The following is a 21,020-nucleotide window of genomic DNA, read 5'->3' as shown; positions in this document are numbered from 1 at the left end:
TTTTGCCGGCAGTTTGCAGTCTGCCTATCAATTTTCAGCAAAGCTTCCGCTTTCTATTTAAGATACCATAACATTTCCTGCTGTAAAATCAATTAGACCGCCATTGCAAGCGTACGGGATTCAATCCCTCGCGCACCTTTTCTCCGTGAAATATGCTATAATGTCAAAAGTCTATAATCTTACTAAGGATTTAACATTTCATATATAATGAAGCCGATTATTTTAAGGGAATTCGGCAGCCAGGCGAATTGCCGGGGCAGCTTTACAGTATTGTGAAGCTTTAATTGACCGTTTTTTGGAAAAGCTTAATAGAAAAGGATAAATCGTTGCGATTAAAATGCTCTAAGAAAAGGATAGAGGTGCAAGCTGATGAAAATATCTACTAAAGGCCGTTATGGTTTAACTATAATGATTGAATTAGCTAAAAAGCATGGGGAAGGTCCCACTTCATTAAAATCGATTGCCCAGACCAATGACCTGTCTGAGCACTACCTGGAGCAGCTTATTGCTCCGCTTCGGAACGCCGGGCTTGTTAAAAGCATCCGCGGTGCATACGGCGGATATATTTTAGGCAATGAGCCGGCAAAGATTACCGCCGGGGATATCATCAGAGTTCTGGAAGGACCGATCAGTCCAGTGGAAGGAATTGAAGATGAGGAGCCTGCAAAGAGGGAACTGTGGATGCGAATTCGTGATGCAGTGAAAGATGTGCTTGATAACACAACGTTAGAAGATCTTGCCAGCCATACAGATACCGGAGAATCGGATGCTTATATGTTTTATATTTAGGCCTTAATCATAGAATAATTTTCGTGGAAAATACAAGCAGCAGGATGAAATGAAGTAGGTGAACTAATTTGGAAAGAATATACCTTGACCATGCAGCAACTTCTCCAATGCATCCGGAAGTGATTGAACGGATGACTGAAGTCATGAAATCTGAATATGGAAATCCCTCAAGCATCCATTATTTCGGGAGGAGTGCACGCCACATTGTCGATGAAGCAAGATCTGCTTTAGCAAACAGTATTGGTGCAAAAGCCAATGATATTATTTTTACAGGCGGCGGAACAGAAGCTGATAATCATGCGATTTTTGGAACGGCTGAATCCTGCCGCCATATGGGCAAACACATTATCACAACTCAAATTGAACATCATGCGGTTTTGCATGCATGTGAGGAGCTTGAAAGACAGGGGTTTGAGGTAACGTATTTGCCTGTTGATCCAAATGGGCGTGTTTCGGTAAAGGACGTAGAAGATGCTTTGCGTGAGGATACAATACTCGTAACGATCATGTACGGAAATAATGAAATAGGGTCTCTTCAGCCGATTAAGGAAATAGGCGGGTTATTGGCAGAGCATCCTGCCAAATTCCATACTGATGCTGTTCAGGCATATGGGCTTGAAAAAATTGATGTGCAGGAATTGAGAGTGGATTTGCTTTCCGTCTCCGCCCATAAAATAAATGGCCCAAAAGGGATCGGATTTTTATATGCCCATCCTGATGTGAAGCTTTCTTCACGGCTATTTGGCGGTGAACAAGAAAGGAAGCGCCGGGCAGGAACGGAAAATGTTCCTTCTATTGCAGGCTTCCAGGAGGCTGTCCGGATCACTCAGAAGGAAATGGAAGCTAAGCGGGAAGAACTGCATTCTTTTAAGATGCTGTTCATGGATAAACTGAAACAGGAAGATGCTGTTTTTGAACTGAACGGATTGCTTGATTATTCCCTTCCTCATGTTTTAAACTTAAGCTTTCCCGGAACAAATGTTGAAGCCATGCTGGTTAACCTTGATTTGGCTGGAATAGCAGCATCAAGCGGATCGGCCTGTACTGCAGGCTCCATCGATCCATCCCACGTCCTTGTCAGCATGTTTGGAAAAGGTTCAGACAAACTGCAAAATTCCATCCGTTTCAGCTTCGGCCTCTTTAATACAAAAGAACAAGTCGAACAAGCAGCAATACAAACAGCTAAAATCGTGAAACGGCTGGCTAAATAGATTAAGATATTGGAAACATGCATTAGGATGAACATGATTCTTAAGAAATTGCTTTTAATTTGTCACTAAGTTTTTACACTGAGTTGATTGGAGCGGAGGGCACTTGACTCCTGAGGGAAGTGAGAGAAGTGCGAGACCCCACAGGCGGAGCCGAGGAGGCTCGCATCTCTCCCCGCGGAAAGCAAGTGTCCGCAGCGGAAATCAACGGACAGAATTATGAGTGAGGAATAGAGGTGAAATAGATGAACAAAGATCCAAAGGATACCCGGGTAGTGGTTGGTATGTCCGGAGGCGTTGATTCTTCTGTGGCGGCCCTGCTTTTGAAAGAACAGGGTTACGATGTAATCGGCATCTTCATGAAAAACTGGGATGATACAGACGAAAATGGTGTTTGTACCGCTACAGAGGACTACAATGATGTCATCCGGGTATGCAACCAAATCGGCATCCCATATTACGCAGTCAACTTCGAAAAGCAATATTGGGATAAAGTATTTACCTACTTCCTTGAAGAATACAAGGCAGGGCGGACACCTAATCCTGATGTTATGTGTAATAAAGAAATTAAATTTAAGGCATTCCTTGAACATGCTGTGAACCTCGGCGCCGACTATCTGGCGACAGGACACTATGCGCGTGTGGAATTCAGGGATGGCGAATACAAAATGCTGAGAGGCCTTGATGATAACAAGGACCAAACCTATTTCCTGAACCAGTTGACACAGGAGCAGCTTGAGAAAGTGATGTTCCCAATTGGCGACATTGAAAAATCAAAAGTTCGTGAACTTGCAAAAGATGCCGGTTTGGCAACTGCAGCAAAGAAAGACAGTACGGGAATCTGCTTTATTGGTGAGCGCAACTTCAAGGAGTTTCTTGGGAATTACCTTCCGGCACAGCCCGGAAACATGGAAACTATGGACGGAAAAGTTGTCGGCAAGCATGATGGCCTTATGTACTATACCATCGGACAGCGGCATGGACTTGGCATTGGCGGAGCAGGTGAACCCTGGTTTGCCATCGGTAAAGACCTGAAGAGAAATGTCTTGTATGTCGGACAAGGCTTCCACAATGAAATGCTCTATTCAGACTCCATTATTGCTGTTAATAGCAGCTGGGTAACAAATTCAGAAATGCCGCAGGAATTTGAATGTACGGCTAAGTTCCGATATCGTCAGGCTGACAGCAGGGTAAAGGTTCAAATACTTGAAGATGGCAAGGTCAAAGTTGCTTTTGAGGAGCCAATTCGGGCTGTTACCCCTGGTCAGGCGGTTGTCTTTTATAATGGAGACGAGTGCCTTGGCGGAGGAACAATTGATGAAATATTCAAGGATGGCAAACAGCTGGATTATGTAGGTTAAGAAAAGATGGACCCCGATTCCTATCAAAGGATCGGGGTTTTATTACGGGAATAGAAGGCAGCGGAAAAGGTGAATTCAAATATGCTATACTTTGATTTGAATGGAGTGATGAATAATGGATAAAAACCAAATGGGTATTCAATATATGCAAGAAGGAAAATGGGAGGAAGCAGCGAAGGTTTTTATGGAAGCAATTGAAGAGAATCCTTCAGATCCTGTTTCCTATATTAACTTTGGAAATGTGCTATCAGCTGTAGGTGAAAACGAAAAAGCGCTGAAGTTCTATGAGAAAGCAATCGGACTTGATGAAAATGCAGGTGCTGCTTACTACAGTGCCGGAAATTTATATTATGAATTACAGCAGTTTGATGAAGCTAAAAAGATGTTTGAAACTGCATTGCAAAAAGGGCTGGAAACTGCAGATAATTTCTTCATGCTTGGCATGTCCCTAATAGCCCTTGACCAGGGAAGACTGGCTTTGCCTTATTTGCAGAGAAGTGCGGAGCTGAATGAAAATGACGCCGAAGCGCATTTCCAATATGGATTATGCCTGGCACAGCAGGAATACATTGATGAAGCGATCAGGCAGATGAAAAAGTGCATCGAAATTGAGCCGGAGCATGCAGATGCTTACTACAATCTTGGAGTAGCATATGGATTTAAGGAAGACGATAATGAAGCACTTGCTTACTTCAATAAGGCACTGGAAATTCAGCCGGACCATATGCTTGCGGGCTACGGAAAAAAGCTGATTGAAAAGGGCGGCAGCGAATTGAATTAAAGTTGTTTTTAGGGGAGGGAATGGAAATGGAAAAACAGGATTCCATGGATCTTTTTGCCGAACAGGGGAAGTTCATAAAGGGCAGACATCTGGTCACTATCTTTCATAATGAGCAAAACTTATATACGGTTGTGCGCATTAGGGTTGATGAAACGAATGACTCTTATGATGAAAAAGAAGCAGTCATTACCGGCTATCTGCCAAAGATGCATGAGCATGAAACCTATATTTTTTATGGTGAATTCAAAGACCACCCTAAGTTCGGCATCCAATTCCATGCAAGCCATTACAGGAAAGATCTTCCCCAGACGAAACAAGGCGTAGCCAATTATTTATCAAGTGAATTATTTAAAGGGATTGGCAAGAAAACAGCCGAGCAAATCGTGGAGACACTTGGAGAAGATGCGATTACTCGTATTCTAAATCAGCCGTCCCTGCTCGATAATGTTCCCAAGCTGTCACCTGAAAAAGCTAAATTGCTTTACGATACGCTGATGGAACACCAGGGCCTTGAGCAAGCCATGATCGCACTGAATCAATATGGCTTTGGCCCGCAGCTTTCCATGAGAATTTACCAGGTCTATAAAGAAACGACAATTGAAGTCGTTCAAAATAATCCTTATAAGCTGGTTGAGGATATAGAAGGGGTCGGATTTGGCCGTGCTGACGAACTGGGATATCAAATCGGAATATCAGGCAATCATCCTGACCGTATAAAAGCTGCCTGCCTCTACATATTGGAAACGGAGAGCATGCAGGCAGGCCATGTTTATATTGAAGCAAAGCCTCTTTTGCAAAGTGTGAAGAAGCTGCTGGAGGAAAATAAGCGTGATTTGATTGAATACAAGGATATTTCCAATGAACTGATTAAGCTTGAAGAGGAAGGGAAGATCATGGCTGAAGGCCAGAAAATTTTCCTTCCATCTCTTTATTTTTCCGAAAAGGGACTAGTAACCAATATTAAGCGGATTCTAAATCAAACCCAGTATGATGAACAGTTCCCGGAGTCTGAATTTCTTTTGGCCCTTGGGAATTTGGAGGAACGTCTGGGTGTCCAATATGCCCCAACTCAAAAGGAAGCCATTCAAACAGCTCTTATGTCTCCTATGCTAATATTGACCGGCGGGCCGGGGACAGGAAAAACAACCGTTATTAAGGGGATTGTTGAGTTATATGCCGAGCTGCATGGCTGCTCCCTGGAACCCAAAGATTATAAAAAGGAAGAACCCTTTCCCTTCCTGCTGGCAGCCCCTACAGGAAGAGCTGCAAAACGGATGGCAGAATCAACAGGGCTTCCCGCAGTAACAATACACCGCCTTCTTGGCTGGAATGGTTCTGAAGGATTTGACCGGCACGAGGAAAGTCCATTAGAAGGCAGGATTTTAATCGTAGATGAAACATCAATGGTTGATATTTGGCTGGCAAATCAGCTTTTCAAAGCACTTCCTGGAAATATGCAGGTGATCTTGGTTGGTGATGAAGACCAGCTGCCATCAGTGGGTCCCGGCCAGGTTTTGAAGGATCTTTTGCGCTCAGAACGCATTCCAACAGTCCGTTTAACAGATATATACAGGCAGGCTGAAGGATCCTCAATTATTGAACTGGCACATGAAATGAAAAAAGGCAAGCTTCCTGCGAACATCTCTGCACAGCAATCTGATCGTTCATTTATCAAATGCCAGCCGGGCCAAATTGCTGATGTTGTTGAAAAAGTTGTCCTGAATGCCAAAAAGAAAGGTTATTCTTCTAAAGATATTCAGGTGCTGGCCCCAATGTACCGCGGACCTGCTGGCATCGACAGACTAAACGAAATACTGCAGGAAATACTGAATCCAAATCCCGATGGATCGAGGAAAGAGCTGTCCTTTGGTGATGTGAAATACAGAATTGGCGATAAGGTCCTTCAGCTTGTCAACCAGCCTGAGAACAATGTTTTTAACGGGGATATGGGTGAAATTGTTTCTATTTTTTTCGCAAAGGAAAATACGGAAAAACAGGATATGATTGTTGTATCCTTTGATGGGGCGGAAGCTACATATACAAAGCAGGATCTAAACCAGATCACTCATGCCTACTGCTGCTCTGTCCATAAATCCCAGGGTAGTGAATTTCCGATCGTCATTATGCCTGTTGTTAAAAGCTATTACAGGATGCTTAGAAGAAATCTCCTTTATACTGCCATTACCCGCAGCAGACAATTTTTGATATTGTGCGGTGAAGAAGATGCATTGAAAATCGGTGTGGAACGTGCGGATGAACAGGCCCGCCTGACCACTCTTTCTGAAAAGCTGAGAGATGCAATCCTGTTTAATGATGAAACAGAGCTTGAAGATACAGCTGAGTCTTCTCTTACGGAAACACTTTCTCTCGAAGAAAAGCTTCTTCAAGCCGATCCAATGATAGGAATGGGAAATATAACACCGTATGATTTTTTGGAAAAAGAATATAGCTAAGAAGAGCAGTCTACAATAAAAGACTGTTCTTTTTGTTTATCTCAGCAATAGACATGCATGCAATTTGGCGGTTTAATCTAAATATATAAAGGAGAGATAAATGTGGAAAAGAAAAGCAGAACTTCTCTTCTCAATCTCCATGGAGTAAAACGACGCAGACAGCCGCGGCAGGACTATGAGTTCTCAGAGGAGCTGTCAGACGGCGGGGAGCGCAGCGAGCGTTTTAATAAGCCAAGGTATAGCAGAAAGTAGGCTTATGCAGGCTTTCTAATCCGTTCTTAACAATACTTTTTGGATCCCATGGCAATGGTTTTCCGTTATGTTTTTTTCGGGAAAGTGAAAACTATAAATGTTCGGGAAGGCGGGATTCTCTTTGCGGACATTTTCTTTATTAAAAGGCCTGCCGGTTTTTGAGTTAAAAACCGGCAATAAAGCAGGCGATATCTGTGATTTATCCATTTCTGGAACCGGAAAAGTTCAGGGATTACTGCTGCGAAAGGGCGCATTTCTGAAAAAAAACTATATCATCAATATTGAAGACGTGGCATCTTTCGGCTGGGATGGAGTGATGATTGAAGATACCTCTGTTCTGCAGGCAATTCCTAAACATGATGATTATACATGCGAGACCCATAACCGGTTAACCGGCAAAATGATTATGAGCCGGGAAGGAGAACGGCTTGGTTTGCTTGAGGATGTATACTTTAAGGAAGAATTGGGCACGATTGTAGGGTACGAACTGTCGGATGGCTTCTTTTCAGATGTGCTGGAAGGAAAACGTGTCATAAAAACCGATGACCCGCCTGCAATTGGAAAAGACGCCATAATTGTAAATGTAAAATAGTGAGGTGTCTTTTTCGTGCTGAAATGTCCAAATTGCCAGAGTAAAGATATTGGTAAAATCGGGATTAACCAATATTATTGCTGGAGTTGCTTTATTGAACTTTCCTTGTCCAAAGGGATCATTAACACCCATCAAGTAGAGGAAGATGGTACGCTCAGTTCCCTTGATGATTTATTTGAAGAAGAAGAGCGCCGGTTTCTTTCGTAAGAATTAACGGAAGAGGTGAGCCAGTTATGAACAAAATATTAACCTCTGCAATGATGCTTGGGGCAGGCATGGCTGCTTATAATTATGCCCAAAAGAATAATATGATATCAGGCCGAAAAATGAAACGTATCCAGAAAAGAATAACCAAAGCTTTATTTTAAATGATCAAGGCTGGTTCTTAAAAAAGGGCCAGCTTTTTTTCGCAGTTTCATGGTATTCATAATGAGTAAGATGCATAATTCCCATGGAAGCTATCACAATAAATATAAGGAGGGAGGCATATTGAATATTCAAATGAAATGGTACTACAGGCTTGGATTTCTGCTTCTCTTGTTTATTGTGATTTTAGTGTTCCTAAAGCTCCAGGCATTATGGATGCCCCTTCTGGAAATCGTATTTGCCGTATTCATTCCTTTTATCATTGGGGCATTTATTACATATCTTCTTCACCCGATCGTGGAAAAATTGCATGAAACGGGCCTTCACAGAGGACTTGCCGTTTTTATTATTTATTTTTTGTTCTTCGGGGGAATTGGCCTTACCCTGTATAAAGGGATTCCGGCTTTTATTCATCAATTGCGTGATTTGGCGGAAAATGCACCTCACTTTGCAAATCAGTACCGCGGATGGATCGACACGATTCAGAGTAAAACATCAACATGGCCTGATGGCCTGCAGACCAGGATTGATGATGTTATTGCAGCTGTAGAGCAGCGGCTGAATAATCTTTTGTCGAAGGTAATCACATTTTTTCTTAATGTATTGAACTATGCTGTGATTATCGCAGTTATCCCCTTCATCTCCTTTTATCTTCTTAAAGATTTTTCGATTATGAAAAGAGCTGCCTGGTATTTGACTCCAAGAAAATGGAGGAAGGAAGGCGTGTTATTCTTAAGAGATATAGATAAGTCCCTCGGAAGCTATATCAGAGGCCAGCTTCTGGTATGTGCAGCCATTGGAGCCATTTCTTCTCTGCTGTTCTGGGCTTTTGATATGCGCTATCCTCTTTTGCTGGGCACTATAATAGGTGTTACCAATGTAATTCCTTATTTTGGTCCAATTATCGGAGCGGTCCCGGCTGTGATCATTGCTTCAGCTTTATCGGTTAAAATGGTCGTAATAACAATTGGGATTATTATGGTTCTTCAATTCCTTGAGGGAAATATCCTATCACCCCTGATTGTTGGAAAAAGTCTTCATATGCACCCTCTTCTCATTATGCTTGCACTGCTGGCGGGCGGAGAAGCTGGAGGGATATTGGGCCTGATTATTGCAGTTCCGATTTTAGCTGTCATTAAAGTAAGTATCATACATGCAAAAAAACACTTTTCAAAAAATAAACAGCCAAAAATCAGCGGAACCTCATCCTGATGTTGACAACAATAAAGGTAAATCGCTATAATGCGTCTATAAAGCTATATATTAAACATTTTGACGGAATGAGTATGTTATAGGCCATCTGCGTGAATGCATTGCTGCATTCATAAAAGAGAGGGAGTTCCATGGCTGAAAGAACTTCCAGATGAAGGATAACAGAAAGCTAATCCTGAGTGCAGCTAATCCCTGCCGTATTTCCGCGTTAAGGATCTGAGAGATGGGAGATTGCCTATGAAACGGCATTATTCATTTAACTTCCATAATCAGGGTGGTACCGCGAGCAAGCTCTCGTCCCTGTCCAGGGATGAGGGCTTTTTTTGTTGTTTTCAAAGGTTTTTACATATTTTAGGAGGTTGGTTAGAATGAAACAATTATCAGGTGCTGAAATACGCCGAATGTTCCTAGATTTCTTTAAGGAGAAAGAACACGCTGTTGAACCGAGCGCATCCCTCGTTCCGCACGAAGATCCTTCCCTGCTCTGGATTAATAGTGGTGTCGCCACTCTGAAAAAATATTTTGACGGCCGTGTCATCCCTGAGAACCCGAGGATTACAAATGCCCAAAAATCCATACGTACCAACGATATCGAAAATGTCGGCAAAACAGCAAGGCACCATACATTTTTTGAAATGCTGGGCAACTTCTCAATTGGTGATTACTTTAAAGAAGAAGCAATCGTCTGGGCTTGGGAGTTCTTGACTGATGAAAAATGGATCGGTTTTGAAGAAGAAAAGCTTTCTGTTACAATTCACCCCGAAGATGATGAAGCTTTTAACATCTGGCGGGAAAAAGTGGGCGTGCCTGAGGAGAGAATTATCCGCCTGGAAGGAAACTTCTGGGACATCGGAGAAGGCCCAAGTGGTCCAAATACAGAAATCTTCTATGACCGCGGTCCTGAATATGGAAATGACCCAGGAGATCCTGAACTATATCCCGGCGGTGAAAACGATCGCTATTTAGAAGTCTGGAACCTTGTGTTTTCTGAATTCAACCATAATCCTGATGGCACTTATACGCCGCTTCCTAAGAAAAATATTGATACCGGGATGGGGCTTGAGCGGATGGCATCTGTCGTTCAAAATGTTCCTACTAACTTTGATACAGACTTATTTATGCCGATTATCCGGGGAACAGAAGAAATTTCAGGCCGGAAATATGGAGCATCAAATGAAACGGATGTTGCATTTAAAGTTATTGCTGACCATATCCGCACAGTGGCATTTGCAGTGGGTGACGGTGCGCTGCCTTCTAATGAAGGACGGGGCTATGTATTAAGAAGATTGCTTCGACGTGCTGTCAGATATGCCAAACAAATCAATATAAACAAGCCATTTATGTATGAATTGGTGCCAGTGGTAGGAGAAATTATGCATGATTTCTATCCGGAGGTAAAAGAAAAAACAGAATTTATTCAAAAGGTCATCAAAAACGAAGAAGAACGTTTCCATGAAACACTTCATGAAGGTCTTGCCATTCTTTCATCTGTTATCAAGAAAGAAAAGGAAAAAGGCAGCGATACGATTCAGGGTGAAGACGTTTTCCGTCTTTATGATACGTACGGATTCCCTGTTGAGTTAACAGAGGAATATGCTGAAGAAGAAGGTATGAAAGTGGATCATGCCGGATTTGAAAAGGAAATGGAAGGACAGCGAGAGCGTGCACGTTCAGCACGTCAGGATGTAGATTCCATGCAGATTCAGGGCGGTGTGTTAGGAGAGCTGAAAACCGAAAGCAAATTTGTCGGATATGATAAGCTTCAGACAGAAGCCAGAATAGCTGCAATTGTGAAGGATGGGCAATTAATTGAGGAAGCTCATGCTGGAGAGGAGATTCAGCTGATCCTGAATGAAACACCATTTTACGCAGAGAGCGGCGGACAGATTGCTGACCAGGGAACTCTTGAGGCAGAAGGATTAAAGGTTTCCATTAAGGATGTTCAAAAAGCTCCGAATGGACAAAACCTTCATAGAGCTGTCGTTGAAAAAGGAAAGCTGAAGGCAGAAGCATCTGTACTGGCTGCTGTAAATGAGCAAATCCGTTCAAAGGTAATCAAAAATCATACTGCAACTCACTTGCTTCATCAAGCTTTAAAGGATGTTTTGGGAGGCCATGTTAACCAGGCTGGTTCTCTAGTAGGCCCGGATCGTCTGCGTTTTGACTTCTCTCATTTTGGGCAAATTACTTCTGAAGAGCTTGAGAAAATTGAAGCGATTGTCAACGAACAAATTTGGCAAAGCCTTGAAGTTGAAATCAACTACAAGGACATTGAAGAGGCAAAGGCAATGGGGGCTATGGCTCTATTTGGTGAGAAATATGGCAAGATTGTCCGGGTCGTTCAAGTTGGTGATTACAGTCTTGAGCTTTGCGGCGGATGCCATGTTCCGAATACTGCTTCCATCGGATTGTTCAAGATCCAATCGGAAAGCGGAATTGGCGCTGGAACTCGCAGAATAGAAGCAGTAACTGGCGAATCTGCATACAAGCTAATGAATGACCAGATTACTGTATTAAAAGAAGCATCAGGCAAATTAAAGACCAATCCAAAAGATTTGTCCGCAAGAATTGATGTGCTTCTTGGAGAAATGAAGCAGCTGCAGCGTGAAAACGAATCTTTAGCAGCAAAATTGGGCAATATTGAAGCAGGGAGCCTGGTATCAAAGGCAAAAGAAGTCAATGGCATTACCGTTCTTGCTGAAAAGGTCCAGGCATCAGACATGAATAACCTGCGCAATATGGCTGACGATTTAAAACAAAAACTCGGATCTGCAGTTGTTGTATTAGGCAGTATAAACGAGGGAAAAGTGAATATTATTGCCGGGGTGACAGATGATTTGATTAAAAAAGGCTTCCATGCGGGCAAAGCGGTCAAAGAAGTTGCTGCAAAATGCGGAGGCGGAGGCGGAGGCCGTCCGGACATGGCTCAGGCTGGCGGAAAAGACCCGGAAAAACTTGAAAGTGCTCTGCAATTTGTAGAAGAATGGGTTAAATCCGTTTGATATCCCTGTAAAGTAGTGTAAAATGGAGATAACCAAGAGAGATTGTTCATCATCAGGAAGTAACAGCTTGTTCTTCACCATGTTTTCCTGTCAGGAACAAGATCATTTATTGATCGCTCTGATTTTTCAGGCGGCAGGCCAAACAGTTATGAAGAGGGGGACAAGCTGGTAATGACCCGGATTTAATCCGGCAAATATAAGCTATCCTATCCTTCATGCAGAAAAGCGAGGTGTAAGATATGAGCTCATTTGACAAAACAATGAGGTTTAACTTTCCTGAAGAACCAATCGAACAGGATGTGAATGAAGTTCTGTTTCAAGTTTATGGCGCCCTCCAGGAAAAAGGGTATAATCCTATAAATCAAATTGTCGGTTATCTGCTGTCCGGGGATCCGGCTTACATTCCCCGCCATAAGGATGCACGCAATATCATCCGTAAACTTGAACGGGATGAGATCATCGAAGAATTGGTTAAATCATACTTAAAACAGCAGCGTGAGGGGTAAACATGCGGACTATGGGACTGGATGTCGGCTCTAAGACAGTCGGCGTCGCTCTAAGCGATGCGTTCGGATGGACAGCGCAGGGCTTGGAAACCATCAAAATCAACGAGGAAGAAAAAGAGTTTGGTTTTGAAAGAATTGGTGAAATAATAAAAGAGCATGAAGTCAGTAAGATTGTTGTCGGCTTGCCTAAAAACATGAACGGAACCATTGGCCCACGCGGTGAAGCCAGCCAGTTCTTTGCTTCAGAGCTGGAGAAGCTATTTGGCCTTCCGGTCGTATTGTGGGACGAGCGTCTCTCAACAATGGCAGCTGAAAGAGTTTTGCTTGAAGCGGATGTCAGCCGCAAGAAACGGAAAAAAGTCATTGATAAAATGGCAGCCGTAATGATTTTACAAGGCTTTTTAAATAGCCAAATTTAATGAGGTGAACAGAAATGAACCATGGAGATAACAACATTACTGTAATTGACGAGGAAGGCAACGAGCAGCTTTGCGAAGTATTGTTCACGTTTGATTCGGAAGAATTCGGCAAGTCATATGTCCTATACTACCCAGTGGGGGCAGATGAAAATGATGATGAAGAAATTGAAATTCACGCATCAGCATTCAGCCCAAGCGAAGACAGCAAGGATGGCGAACTGCAGCCAATCGAGACAGAAGAGGAATGGGATCTAATTGAAGAAATGCTAAACACATTCCTTGAAGAGCAGGAAGATTAATTAAACTGGCCCCCGGGCCAGTTTTTTATTTGCTCTTTTTTCGGCTGGAGCTGAATAACCGAAAGTGCAAATTGTGGAAAAAAATGGCGAATCCTTTTGGTTTTTGTAATATCCTGCGACTTACAAAAGAAAATATAGTATAATAAGCCCGTGATGTCTCAGAAACAAAAAGAAAATACGAGTTCTTAGGCCAGTTGGCAAAATAACCTGCTAGTAAATTTCCAAGGAAGCCAACGTCTTTTTAACGGGGGGATATGTGATGTCGGCAGACGATCAAAAAGGGAAAAAAGAAATAATACGGGAAAAAATGATTGAGCGCCAAGGCGAAGCAAAAGTAGTCCGTAAAATTGTACTGATAGTTGCAATCATATTATTAATCTCAGCTGCTGCAGTGCTCGGCGGCGGATATTTTTATATTAATTCAGCTTTAAAGCCTGTTGATCCCGATAATAATAAGCCGAAAAAAGTAGAAATACCAATCGGGTCATCTGTGACGGGAATCGGCACTGTTCTTGAAGAAAATGGAATTATCAGGGATGCACGTGTATTTAAATATTATGTGAAATTTAAAAATGAAGCTGGGTTCATGGCAGGAGAATATGAATTAAAGCCTTCCATGAATATGAAGGAGATCCTTGATAGCTTGAAAACAGGTAAGGTAATGGAAGAAGTAGCTTTCAAGATCACCATTCCAGAGGGAAAACAGCTTGAGCAGATAGCGGGAATCATTGCAGAAAAAACTGAAAAAAATCCTGAAGATGTCTTGAAAAAACTTAATGAAGAAGCTTTTATTAAATCTTTAATGGCAGAATATCCTGATTTGCTTACAAAGGAAATCCTGGGTGAGAATATTAAATATCCTCTTGAGGGATATCTATTCCCGGCAACCTATCCTTTTTACAAAGAAGATCCGACTATAGAGGAAATTGTTAAAGTTATGCTTGATAAAACGGCTTCAGTTGTTAAAGAGTATAGCGGTGATATGGATAAGCGGGAATATACTCCGCACAAATTATTGACAATGGCATCGCTCATAGAGGAAGAAGCAACGGCGAAAGTAGACCGTGATCAGATTGCGAGTGTTTTCTACAACCGGATTGACACAGGGATGCCACTCCAGACAGATCCAACTGTCCTGTATGCACATGGTGAACATAAATCAAGGGTCCTATATAAAGACTTAGAGATCGACTCACCATACAACACATATAAGTACCCTGGACTGACGCCCGGGCCAATTTCAAATGCAGGAGTTTCCTCAATTGAAGCAGCATTGGTTCCTGCAGAAACAGATTACCTTTACTTCCTTGCTACATCAACAGGAGAAGTTCTTTTCTCGAAGACACTGGATGAGCATAATCAAAAAAAAGCACAGCATATCTCAAATAATTAAATTAGTAAAAGGGGAATGTGCAGATATAGCATTCCCCTTTTACTTATGGTAAAATAGATCAGGTGTTTTATATTTCTTCGCGATAGCGTAAATCACGGACAAGCATGGATACAGGCTCATCTAAGCCGGAATGCAGCACAGCGCATTTTCACATCCTATCTGTGAACGCTATTTTTTCATGTCTAAATAGAAAAGCGGCTGAGACCTGAGTTTCTCTCAGATCCGCAGCTTGACAATAAAATTCCATCTGATTGAGGTGATGCCAGCTTGATGAACGATAAGCTGCATGCATATATAGAGGAAATAATACCTGGGAGACCCCAGTTGCTGGATAAAATGGAGCAGTACGCCAAAGAGCACAATGTTCCAATTATGGAGCTGGCAGGAATCGAAGCGATGCTTCAGCTTTTGCGCATTCAAAAACCGAAAATGATACTCGAAGTAGGCACGGCAATCGGTTATTCAGCACTCAGAATGGCCTTCACAGTTCCTGAATCGAAAATTGTTACGATTGAACGCGATGTGGAACGTTACCAGCTTGCCGAAAAGTATATAGAAGAAGCCGGGAAAAAAGAGCAAATCATCATCATTAAGGGAGATGCCCTGGAAGTCGAGGAAGACGTTGAAAAGCACGGACCTTATGATGCTATATTTATTGATGCAGCAAAAGGCCAATATCAGCGGTTCTTTGAAATCTACTCACGATTTCTCTCAGATGGCGGCGTGATTATTACAGATAATGTCCTTTTCAAAGGCCTTGTGTGTGAATCAAATATAGAAAATAAACGTATCCGGAATATGGTTAGAAAAATTGATGTGTTTAATAAATGGTTAATGAGTCATCCTGAATATCATACAGTTATTTTGCCTGTTGGGGATGGCGTGGCAATTAGTAAAAAGAGGTGATTATAATGAAAAAACCTGAACTGTTGGTAACGCCAACAAGTGTTGAAGATATTGGGCCCCTTATGTCTGCAGGTGCAGATGCCTTTGTTGTAGGAGAACAGCGATATGGACTGAGACTTGCAGGAGAATTCACAAGAGAAGATGTGAAAGAAGCGGTTGAACTTGCACACAAGCATGGGAAAAAAGTGTATGTCGCAATGAATGCTTTATTTCATAATGATAAAGTGCCTGAACTTGAAGATTATATCAGTTTCCTGAAAGAAATAAATGCTGATGCAATTATATTTGGAGATCCTGCTGTATTAATGGCCGCCCGCTCGGCTGCGCCGGACATGAAACTTCATTGGAATACAGAAACTACTGCAACAAACTGGTATACATGCAACTACTGGGGCAGAAAAGGTGCTAAACGCGCAGTCCTTGCCAGAGAGATTAATATGGATGCCATCATTGAAATAAAAGAGAATGCCGAAGTGGAAATAGAGGTGCAGGTTCATGGCATGACTGCCATGTTCCAATCAAAGCGCTCCTTGCTGGGCAATTATTATGAATATCAGGGGAAAGCCCTGGAAGTGGAAAACCGCAAACAGGAAAAGAATATGTTTCTTCACGACAAGGAACGGGAAAATAAATACCCGATTTTTGAAGATGAAAATGGCACTCATATCATGAGTCCTAATGACATCTGCATTATAGATGAACTGCAGGAAATGATTGAAGCAGGCATTGATTCATTTAAAATTGACGGGATATTAAAAACTCCTGAGTATATTGCTGAAGTGACTAAACTCTATAGAAAAGCTATTGATCTATGTGTCGAAGATCCGGACCAATACGATGAAATAAAAGATGGTCTTCTCACTGAAGCTGAAGAAATTCAGCCGGCGAATCGTCCGCTTGATACCGGATTCTTCTTTAAGGAAACTGTCTACTAATTTGACTATATGAAAAAGAAAGAGGAGGAAGCTCTATGGCAGCGGTAAAAGAAAAAATTTCCGAAATTGTCAACGGCAAACGGGTTATTGTAAAAAAACCTGAATTGCTTGCTCCGGCTGGGAACCTTGAAAAGCTGAAGATTGCCGTTCACTATGGTGCTGACGCTGTTTTTATCGGCGGACAGGAATACGGCCTTCGTTCAAACGCAGGCAACTTCACTTTTGAAGAAATGAAAGAAGGCGTCGAATTCGCCAAAAAATACGGAGCGAAGATTTATGTTACAACCAATATTTTTGCTCATAACGAAAATATTGATGGTCTTGAGGATTATTTGCTGGGCCTTAAAGGAGCAGGAGTTGCAGGAATCATTGTGGCAGATCCGCTGATCATTGAAACTTGCCGCCGTGTTGCACCTGAGATAGAAGTTCATTTAAGCACACAGCAATCCCTCTCCAATTGGAAGGCAGTCGAGTTCTGGAAGGAAGAAGGATTGGAGCGTGTGGTCCTTGCGCGTGAAACAAGTGCGGAGGAAATCAAAGAAATGAAGGAGAAGGTTGATATTGAAATTGAAACCTTCATTCATGGGGCGATGTGTATTGCCTACTCCGGGCGCTGCACACTCAGCAACCATATGACTGCACGTGATTCCAACAGGGGCGGCTGCTGCCAGTCCTGCCGCTGGGATTATGATTTATATCAGCTTGAAGGGGAGAATGAAGTTCCTTTATACAGCGAAGGAGATGCTCCATTTGCAATGAGTCCTAAAGATCTTAAGCTGATTGAATCAATTCCGCGTATGATCGAATTGGGAATTGACAGTTTAAAAATTGAAGGACGTATGAAATCCATCCATTACATTGCAACAGTAGTAAGCGTGTACCGCAAAGTGATTGATGCCTATTGTGCAGATCCCGACAACTTCCAGATTAAGCAGGAATGGCTTGAAGAGCTTGATAAATGTGCAAACCGCGAAACAGCGACAGCTTTCTTTGAAGGGGTTCCAGGGTATAAAGAGCAAATGTTTGGAAATCATAGCAAAAAGACGAATATCGATTTCGTCGGGCTTGTGCTGGATTACAATCCGGAAACACAAATTGTTACCCTGCAGCAGAGAAACAAATTTATGCCTGGAGAGGAAGTAGAATTCTTCGGCCCTGAAATTGAAAATTTTACACAAGTCATCGATAAAATATGGGATGAAAAAGGCAATGAGCTGGATGCAGCGCGCCATCCGCTTCAAATTGTTCAATTTAAAGTTGATAAGCCGGTATACCCTGACAACATGATGCGAAAGGAGCTCTAATCAATGAAACGCAAACCCGTTGTAATTGGGGTGGCCGGCGGTTCCGGCTCAGGAAAAACGAGCGTTACTAAAGCGATTTATGACCGATTCAAAGGGCACTCAATCCTTATGATCGAACAGGATTATTATTATAAGGATCAGACTCATCTGCCTTTCGAGGAAAGACTGAAGACAAATTATGACCATCCTCTTGCATTTGACAACGACCTGCTTATTGAACATATTGAAAGCCTGCTGAAATATGAGCCGATAAGAAAGCCTGTATATGATTATGCCATGCATACAAGGTCTGAAGAAGTAATTAAAGTCGAGCCAAAGGATGTGATCATCCTAGAAGGCATTCTGATTCTTGAGGATGAGAGGCTCCGTAATCTGATGGACATGAAATTATATGTAGATACAGATGCAGACCTGCGGATCATCCGCCGCTTATTCAGGGATATAAAAGAGCGGGGACGCACCATGGATTCAGTCATTGAACAATATGTGAATGTTGTACGGCCAATGCATAATCAATTTATTGAGCCGACGAAAAGATATGCTGACATCATTATTCCCGAAGGCGGGCATAATCACGTTGCGATCGATTTAATGGTCACAAAAATTCAAACAATTCTTGAACAAAAGTCATTTTTATGAAACAATAGCATTGAAAATGTTCTATAGGACATATCCTTTTACCGAGTGGCTTTTTAAGATTGCTTATCCCGGTTCATTTTTACCGTCAGCAAATCTTTCAAAGCCGGTCAATATAAAAAGATGATCTGCGCGCCCTTTAACAAAGGACGCGCTCCTGTTCATTTTCCTGAAAATATGATAAAAAGAAGTACATACATTATAGAACACATCCTTTAAAGGATGTGTAATTCGAAGGAGTGAAGGTTTTGGCTACAGAAAAAGTTTTCCCAATGACACAGGCAGGTAAAGAAAAACTTGAGCAGGAACTGGATTATTTAAAATCGGTTAAGCGCAAAGAAGTGGTTGAACGTATAAAAATCGCAAGAAGCTTCGGAGATCTTTCCGAGAACTCAGAATATGATTCAGCGAAAGAAGAGCAGGCTTTTGTTGAAGGACGGATTACAACTCTTGAAAATATGATCCGCAATGCTAAGATCATTCAAGAAGAAGAAATGGCCGGAGATATCGTTGGACTTGGCCGTTCCGTTACGTTCGTAGAGCTTCCGGATGGTGACGAGGAAACTTACACTATCGTAGGAAGTGCAGAGGCGGATCCTTTTGAAGGAAAAATCTCTAATGATTCTCCAATTGCCAAAAGCCTGATGGGCCGTACAGTTGGAGACGAAGTTACCGTTCAGACTCCTGGAGGAGAAATGAACGTACGCATTGTTTCCATTAAATAAGAATAGCTGGTTTGAAATCAGAAAACCTCGTCAAGACTTTTGACGAGGTGTTTTTTATGTGGAGAAAAAGAGCAGTTGGCTGGTTAATCGTTAGTTTCATAGTCCTTTGCTTTCTTATGGGAAGGCTGATACAGCTGCAGCTTGTTTCAACAGAGCATTTTACAGGCAGGGAAATCAATCTTCTTGAAGCGAGTGTCCGTCAGCGCTCCCAGGAAATGATTATCGATGCCGGGAGAGGGGATTTTCTTGATCGCAGCGGTAATCCCATGACATTTGAAAATAAATCTGTTCTTATATTATTCCCTTTCCTCACAAGAATGGATTGGGATATAAAAAAGGTATCTGAAATTACGGGTGCTTCGGAATATTCATTGCGGCATTCTGTTGAGAATGCAAAAGAACCTTTTGCATTTGGAAGTCCGGAGCCCATTCAGCTGTCTTTCGATCAAATGGAGAAAATCAATGACTTGAAAATTCCGGGTGTCTTTGCTGTTGAGAAGAAATACAGCCGTTCCGAGAAACCTGCATCCCAGCTAATCGGAATTACCGGTCAGAATCAGGCCGTCCTTAAAGAAAGATACCCGGACAAAGATCTGTCTTCCGATACAATGATTGGCATTACCGGCATGGAGAAGAGCTTTGATGAATTTCTGCTTCCTGAAGGGGCATCAAAACTTGTCTATCATGTGGATGGGACTGGCGGACCGCTGTTTGGCATCGATGTGAAATATGTAGAGCCGGCAAACCCCTTTTATCCAGTCAATATTAGGACAACTGTGGATTATGATTTACAGATGATGGCCGAAAAATTGGCGGATCAGCATGGGATTAAAAAAGGCGGTATTATTCTGCTTGATATAGAGACTAATTCAATTTTGGCAATGGTGTCGCGTCCAGCCCTTAATAAAAATAATCCTTTTGATGAAAAAAGCAAAGGGACGGTTAATCATATGATTAAACAGCAAATCATGGGGTCAGTTTTTAAAACGGTGGTGGCAGCAGCCGCAATTGATCATGGTCTGGACGATCCTAAGAGGCAATTTGACTGCAGCAGGAAAATTAATGGGGAACCGGATCTTAAATATCAGCATGGCATGCTGAATTTCGATGAGAGCTTTGCCAGGAGCTGCAATAATACATTTGCATCCATTGCTAAGGAGTTGAAAGATATTAACCCGGATCTCCTTGAGGAGTATGTAGACAAACTGTCATTAATAGGTCCTGTAAGCTGGGAGGGAGATATTTATCATTTCAGCGATTTTAAACAGCTTCAGGATGAAGAAAAAGGACGGGTGTTTCTGTCTGAAGATGCTAAAAAAGACAGTAATTTTGCAGGTCTGACAGGAATTGGACAGCATGAGGTGAGAGCTACTCCACTTGCTGTTGCCAACATGATGGCAACTATAGCCAGAGGAGGAGAGAAAGAAATGGTCCGGGTTGCTTCAGAAATTGAATATAAAAACAGTACATCTCTTATAGAATTCAAGAAACAGAAGCTGCAGGGAGAAATAATTGCCCCGTTTACCGCTATGAAGCTTCAAAGACTGCTAAGGGAAGTAGTAATTAATGAAGAAGGGACCGGCCGCTGGTTTAAAGAACTTCCTTACGAAGTTGCAGGGAAATCCGGCACAGCTGAAACGGGCATAATGGCAGATGGAAAGCAGCTGCACAATAAATGGTTCGCGGGTTACTTCCCATATAAAAATCCAAAATATGCCCTTGTAACTGTAAATCTGGAGGTTACTGAAGACACAGGGGGAGTGAATCCGCTCTTTGCTGATATCGTCAAAGAAGTCTATAACTATAATCATAAACAAGAAACTCCTCCATTGGGCTCTGCAGACCAGTAAACAAATATGGTATAGTGTAACTTTCCGTATG

General features: G+C 42.2%; 21 protein-coding genes. All 21 read left to right on the top strand.

From position 1 onward, the window contains the following. Positions 1 to 369: 369 nt before the first annotated feature. The 21 genes from cymR to CHI10_RS19940 all read left to right on the top strand — a co-directional run bounded on the left by cymR (position 370) and on the right by CHI10_RS19940 (position 20,989). The gene (cymR, locus tag CHI10_RS20035) at positions 370 to 789 is read left to right on the top strand and encodes a cysteine metabolism transcriptional regulator CymR (RefSeq protein ID WP_095245932.1); all 420 of its coding nucleotides are present in this window, start codon (positions 370 to 372) and stop codon (positions 787 to 789) included. A gap of 68 nt (positions 790 to 857) precedes the next feature. Beyond that, positions 858 to 2,000 carry a cysteine desulfurase family protein gene (locus tag CHI10_RS20030; RefSeq protein WP_095245931.1) on the top strand — a complete coding sequence of 381 codons (1,143 nt, stop codon included), beginning with the start codon at positions 858 to 860 and terminating at the stop codon, positions 1,998 to 2,000. Between the two features lie 242 nt (positions 2,001 to 2,242). Beyond that, entirely contained in the window at positions 2,243 to 3,358 is a 1,116-nt protein-coding gene (gene mnmA / locus CHI10_RS20025) for a tRNA 2-thiouridine(34) synthase MnmA (RefSeq protein ID WP_095245930.1), read from the top strand. Between the two features lie 115 nt (positions 3,359 to 3,473). Continuing rightward, positions 3,474 to 4,139: a tetratricopeptide repeat protein gene (locus CHI10_RS20020; RefSeq protein ID WP_095245929.1), complete on the top strand. Its 666-nt coding sequence runs from the start codon at positions 3,474 to 3,476 to the stop codon at positions 4,137 to 4,139. Positions 4,140 to 4,165: 26 nt separating this feature from the next. Next, on the top strand, positions 4,166 to 6,592 hold the full coding sequence (gene recD2 / locus CHI10_RS20015; protein WP_095245928.1) for an SF1B family DNA helicase RecD2: 2,427 nt from the start codon (positions 4,166 to 4,168) through the stop codon (positions 6,590 to 6,592). A 102-nt stretch (positions 6,593 to 6,694) separates the two neighbouring features. Then, on the top strand, positions 6,695 to 6,844 hold the full coding sequence (locus CHI10_RS22500; protein ID WP_179289091.1) for a hypothetical protein: 150 nt from the start codon (positions 6,695 to 6,697) through the stop codon (positions 6,842 to 6,844). A 121-nt stretch (positions 6,845 to 6,965) separates the two neighbouring features. Continuing rightward, a complete protein-coding gene (locus tag CHI10_RS20010) occupies positions 6,966 to 7,436 on the top strand; it encodes a PRC-barrel domain-containing protein (protein WP_095245927.1) in 471 nt (156 codons plus the stop codon). 15 nt (positions 7,437 to 7,451) lie between these two features. Beyond that, positions 7,452 to 7,643 carry a hypothetical protein gene (locus CHI10_RS20005; RefSeq protein ID WP_095245926.1) on the top strand — a complete coding sequence of 64 codons (192 nt, stop codon included), beginning with the start codon at positions 7,452 to 7,454 and terminating at the stop codon, positions 7,641 to 7,643. A 26-nt stretch (positions 7,644 to 7,669) separates the two neighbouring features. Continuing rightward, on the top strand, positions 7,670 to 7,804 hold the full coding sequence (locus CHI10_RS20000) for a YrzQ family protein (protein ID WP_081757307.1): 135 nt from the start codon (positions 7,670 to 7,672) through the stop codon (positions 7,802 to 7,804). A gap of 121 nt (positions 7,805 to 7,925) precedes the next feature. Then, complete coding sequence (locus CHI10_RS19995) at positions 7,926 to 9,014, top strand: AI-2E family transporter (protein WP_095245925.1); 1,089 nt, start codon at positions 7,926 to 7,928, stop codon at positions 9,012 to 9,014. Positions 9,015 to 9,382: 368 nt separating this feature from the next. After that, positions 9,383 to 12,016 carry an alanine--tRNA ligase gene (alaS, locus tag CHI10_RS19990; RefSeq protein WP_095245924.1) on the top strand — a complete coding sequence of 878 codons (2,634 nt, stop codon included), beginning with the start codon at positions 9,383 to 9,385 and terminating at the stop codon, positions 12,014 to 12,016. Between the two features lie 239 nt (positions 12,017 to 12,255). Beyond that, positions 12,256 to 12,522: an IreB family regulatory phosphoprotein gene (locus tag CHI10_RS19985; RefSeq protein WP_009333061.1), complete on the top strand. Its 267-nt coding sequence runs from the start codon at positions 12,256 to 12,258 to the stop codon at positions 12,520 to 12,522. A 2-nt stretch (positions 12,523 to 12,524) separates the two neighbouring features. Beyond that, a complete protein-coding gene (gene ruvX / locus CHI10_RS19980; protein ID WP_048010335.1) occupies positions 12,525 to 12,941 on the top strand; it encodes a Holliday junction resolvase RuvX in 417 nt (138 codons plus the stop codon). Positions 12,942 to 12,955: 14 nt separating this feature from the next. Beyond that, positions 12,956 to 13,240 (top strand): DUF1292 domain-containing protein, encoded by a 285-nt coding sequence (locus CHI10_RS19975; RefSeq protein WP_095245923.1) that lies wholly within the window; start codon positions 12,956 to 12,958, stop codon positions 13,238 to 13,240. A gap of 259 nt (positions 13,241 to 13,499) precedes the next feature. Then, on the top strand, positions 13,500 to 14,633 hold the full coding sequence (mltG, locus tag CHI10_RS19970; protein ID WP_095245922.1) for an endolytic transglycosylase MltG: 1,134 nt from the start codon (positions 13,500 to 13,502) through the stop codon (positions 14,631 to 14,633). Positions 14,634 to 14,903: 270 nt separating this feature from the next. Continuing rightward, positions 14,904 to 15,539, top strand: a complete 636-nt coding sequence (locus CHI10_RS19965) for an O-methyltransferase (protein ID WP_095245944.1) — start codon at positions 14,904 to 14,906, stop codon at positions 15,537 to 15,539. A gap of 5 nt (positions 15,540 to 15,544) precedes the next feature. After that, positions 15,545 to 16,474, top strand: coding sequence for a peptidase U32 family protein (locus CHI10_RS19960; protein WP_095245921.1), 930 nt, complete (start codon positions 15,545 to 15,547; stop codon positions 16,472 to 16,474). A 35-nt stretch (positions 16,475 to 16,509) separates the two neighbouring features. Next, complete coding sequence (locus tag CHI10_RS19955) at positions 16,510 to 17,778, top strand: peptidase U32 family protein (protein WP_095245920.1); 1,269 nt, start codon at positions 16,510 to 16,512, stop codon at positions 17,776 to 17,778. 3 nt (positions 17,779 to 17,781) lie between these two features. After that, positions 17,782 to 18,417, top strand: coding sequence for a uridine kinase (udk, locus tag CHI10_RS19950; RefSeq protein ID WP_095245919.1), 636 nt, complete (start codon positions 17,782 to 17,784; stop codon positions 18,415 to 18,417). 245 nt (positions 18,418 to 18,662) lie between these two features. Beyond that, positions 18,663 to 19,139: a transcription elongation factor GreA gene (gene greA / locus CHI10_RS19945; protein WP_095245918.1), complete on the top strand. Its 477-nt coding sequence runs from the start codon at positions 18,663 to 18,665 to the stop codon at positions 19,137 to 19,139. 56 nt (positions 19,140 to 19,195) lie between these two features. Then, entirely contained in the window at positions 19,196 to 20,989 is a 1,794-nt protein-coding gene (locus tag CHI10_RS19940; protein ID WP_095245917.1) for a peptidoglycan D,D-transpeptidase FtsI family protein, read from the top strand. The last annotated feature ends 31 nt before the right edge of the window (positions 20,990 to 21,020 follow it).

Source organism: Bacillus sp. 7894-2, from assembly GCF_002272225.1.
Taxonomy (GTDB): Bacteria; Bacillota; Bacilli; order Bacillales; family Cytobacillaceae; genus Cytobacillus.
This window is presented reverse-complemented; position numbering and strand designations above follow the sequence as displayed.